Annotated in this window: 3 protein-coding genes; all 3 read right to left on the reverse strand. The window is 58.7% G+C overall.

Going from position 1 to position 2,650, the window contains the following annotated elements; all coding sequences use genetic code 11:
* Positions 1-29: 29 nt before the first annotated feature.
* From tnpC to tnpA, 3 genes are read right to left on the reverse strand one after another with little or no spacing between them, the layout of a single operon-like run.
* Positions 30-1,601: an IS66 family transposase gene (tnpC, locus tag CNE01S_RS23930; RefSeq protein WP_061279191.1), complete on the reverse strand. Its 1,572-nt coding sequence runs from the start codon at positions 1,599-1,601 to the stop codon at positions 30-32.
* 19 nt (positions 1,602-1,620) lie between these two features.
* Positions 1,621-1,968 carry an IS66 family insertion sequence element accessory protein TnpB gene (gene tnpB / locus CNE01S_RS23935; protein WP_061279193.1) on the reverse strand — a complete coding sequence of 116 codons (348 nt, stop codon included), beginning with the start codon at positions 1,966-1,968 and terminating at the stop codon, positions 1,621-1,623.
* Positions 1,965-2,570 (reverse strand): IS66-like element accessory protein TnpA, encoded by a 606-nt coding sequence (gene tnpA / locus CNE01S_RS23940; RefSeq protein ID WP_245874334.1) that lies wholly within the window; start codon positions 2,568-2,570, stop codon positions 1,965-1,967. The genes tnpB and tnpA overlap by 4 nt, the downstream gene beginning before the upstream one ends.
* Between the last annotated feature and the right edge of the window lie 80 nt (positions 2,571-2,650).

Here is a 2,650-nt window from a genome sequence, read left to right on the forward strand (position 1 = left end):
TAAGCGTCACATTCAGACCGTATTGACGTTTAGGCAAGGGTAAGATCGACCTTCCATGGCAGCAGGTCGCGGACCCGGTTCATCGGCCAGTCCTGTATATGGCCGATGACGTAACGCAACCACGTCTCGGGGTCAACGCCGTTTAGCCGGCAGGTGCCGATCAGCGAGTACAGCACTGCAGCACGCTCTCCACCCGCATCCGAACCGGCGAACAGCCAGTTTTTCCGGCCCAGGGCTACGCCACGCAGCGCGTTCTCCGCGATGTTGTTGTCTATCTCCGCCCAGCCGTTGCTGCAGTACAGGTTTAACGCGTCCCACTGCTTCAGCAGGTACGTGAACGCCTTCGCCGTATCCGAGTGGCGCGACAGCACCGTCATCTGCCCCTGTATCCAGTCATACAGCGACTGCATCAGTGGGACTGTCCGCTCTTTTCGTACCGTCAGCCGTTTGTCTGCCGGGCTGCCGCGTATCTCCGCCTCGATGGCATACAGCTTTCCGATGCGCTTCAACGCTTCGGTGGTAATGTCGGTCGGCGTGCGGGCATGCACGTCGTGGATTTTTCGCCGCGCATGGGCCATGCAGGCCGCTTCCGTGATGCGGCCGTCTTCGTACAGTGCGTTGTAGCCACCGTATGCGTCCGCCTGCAGGATACCGCTATACCCGGCAAGATGTTGCTGTGGATGCACGCCTTTCCGGTCCGGCGAGTACGCGAACCACACCGCCGGTGGGAGCTGTGACCCCGCATTACGGTCATCCCGGACGTAGACCCACAGGCGGGCCGTACGGGTTTTGCCGCTGCCCGGCTCCTGCACCGGCACAGGGATATCGTCGGTATGCACCTTGCCCGGCATCAGCACGTACTGGCGCAGCAGGTCGTACAGCGGCTCCAGCAGCTCGCTGGCCGCGCCGGACCAGCGCCCCAGTGTGGCACGACTCAGCTCAACTCCCTGACGGCGATATATCTCTGACTGACGATAGTGAGGTGTATGTTCGGCGAACTTCGCCGTGACGATGCGTGCCAGCAGGCCGGGACCCGCATAGCTGCGCTCGATGGGTTTTGAAGGCATGGCTGCCTGAACGATGTGGTCGCAGCTGCAGCAGGCCAGTTTTGGCCGCTGTGTTTCGATAACCTTAAAGGCGCTGCTGATAAGCTCCAGCTGCTCCGATACGTCGCACCCCAGCGCGCTGAGCTCCCCGCCGCATTCCGGACAGGCTGTTTCTGCCGGCGACAGCGTACGGGTTTCGCGGGGAAGTGATGCCGGCAGCGGTTTGCGGGCAGAAGACTGGCGCAGCGGCTGCGGCAGTACCGGGTCATGCTGCTCGCCCAGCACCTCTGCCATCTCTTCCTGCAGAGCGCTGATGCGCTCCTCCGCCTCGCGGACCTGGCGCTGCGTTTTCTCTCGCAGCTTCTCGGAGCTTTTGCCGAACTGCATGCGCTGAAGCTTAGCGACCAGCGCCTTCAGCCGGTTAATTTCACTGGCATATGCCGCCACCCGCAGTGAGAGCAGACGGTTATATTCCGCCATTTTGCGGATGGTAGTCTGCTGCTCCTGCAGCAGCGCCCTGAGCCGGGCGTTTTCATCAGGGTATGAGGTGTCCATAACCCCACTTTACAGCAGGTTATATGCGTATTCCAGGTCGTTCCGTCCGCTGCGGACGCTTCCAGTTAATGCCCTCCAGCAACATAGACAGCTGCGCAGGTGTCAGATGGATTTTTCCGTCGCGGGTTACCGGCCAGACGAAGCGGCCACGCTCCAGCCTTTTGGTAAACAGGCACAGGCCGTCCCGGTCTGCCCAGAGTACCTTTATCATATCTCCACGACGTCCACGGAAGATAAACAGATGGCCGCTGAACGGATCGGTTCGTAGCGTGTTCTGCACCTTCGCTGCCAGCCCGTTGAAGCTACAGCGCATATCTGTCACGCCGGCAACCAGCCAGATGCGCGAACCTGCCGGAAAGCTAATCATGACTCACCATCCCTGAGCTCGATGATCAGTGCGCGCAGAAGCTCAGGGGTCAGCGGACCGGTCAGGTTGAGACTTCCACCTGGCAATGTCAGCCTGCAGCTGATGACCGGTGGCATATCTGTTAATACGACACCGTTTTGCCTGGGCGGAGGCACAACAGGCTCCATAGTCACCGGAATGAGGGTCGCTCTGTTGGCAGGATCCAGTAGCCCCTGACGATGCAGATTGCGCCAGTTAAACAGCAGGTTATCGTTAATGCCATGCTCACGTGCAATTTGAGCCACACACGCGTCTGGCTGCAAAGTCAGTTCCGCCATGCGAATTTTGAACTCCAGAGGCCAGTCAGGACGGCGTTTCTTTACGGGAAGATTGGTCTGAAGATTGAAGGCATAAAGCTCTTCCTCCAGGCGTTCAGGCGTATATTCCTCCGGTAGCGGCCAGTTAATGCCGGTGCGTCGAAAACGAGTGAACATTTTATGTACGGAAGATGAGCTAATGTTCAGCTGCTCCGCAATTTCACGGTACGTTAGAGCCTCATTAAACCGAAGGCTCAGCGCTGTGAAGATCCAGGGTCTTCTGTTGTAAGGCGTATTTTTGTCCACGGTAGTGTCCATGTTCGCGAAAGTGTCCATGGTAGGAAACGCGGGCAAAAATAAAAGACGGTATGAATGTGACGCTTACG

This window comes from Cedecea neteri NBRC 105707 = ATCC 33855 (assembly GCF_001571265.1).
Lineage (GTDB): Bacteria > Pseudomonadota > Gammaproteobacteria > Enterobacterales > Enterobacteriaceae > Cedecea > Cedecea neteri.

What these genes read in the sequence shown, in the direction of transcription:
- tnpC (WP_061279191.1), bottom strand. Translation starts at nt 1,601, where the DNA reads ATGGACACCTCATACCCTGATGAAAACGCCCGGCTCAGGGCGCTGCTG.
- tnpB (WP_061279193.1), bottom strand. Translation starts at nt 1,968, where the DNA reads ATGATTAGCTTTCCGGCAGGTTCGCGCATCTGGCTGGTTGCCGGCGTG.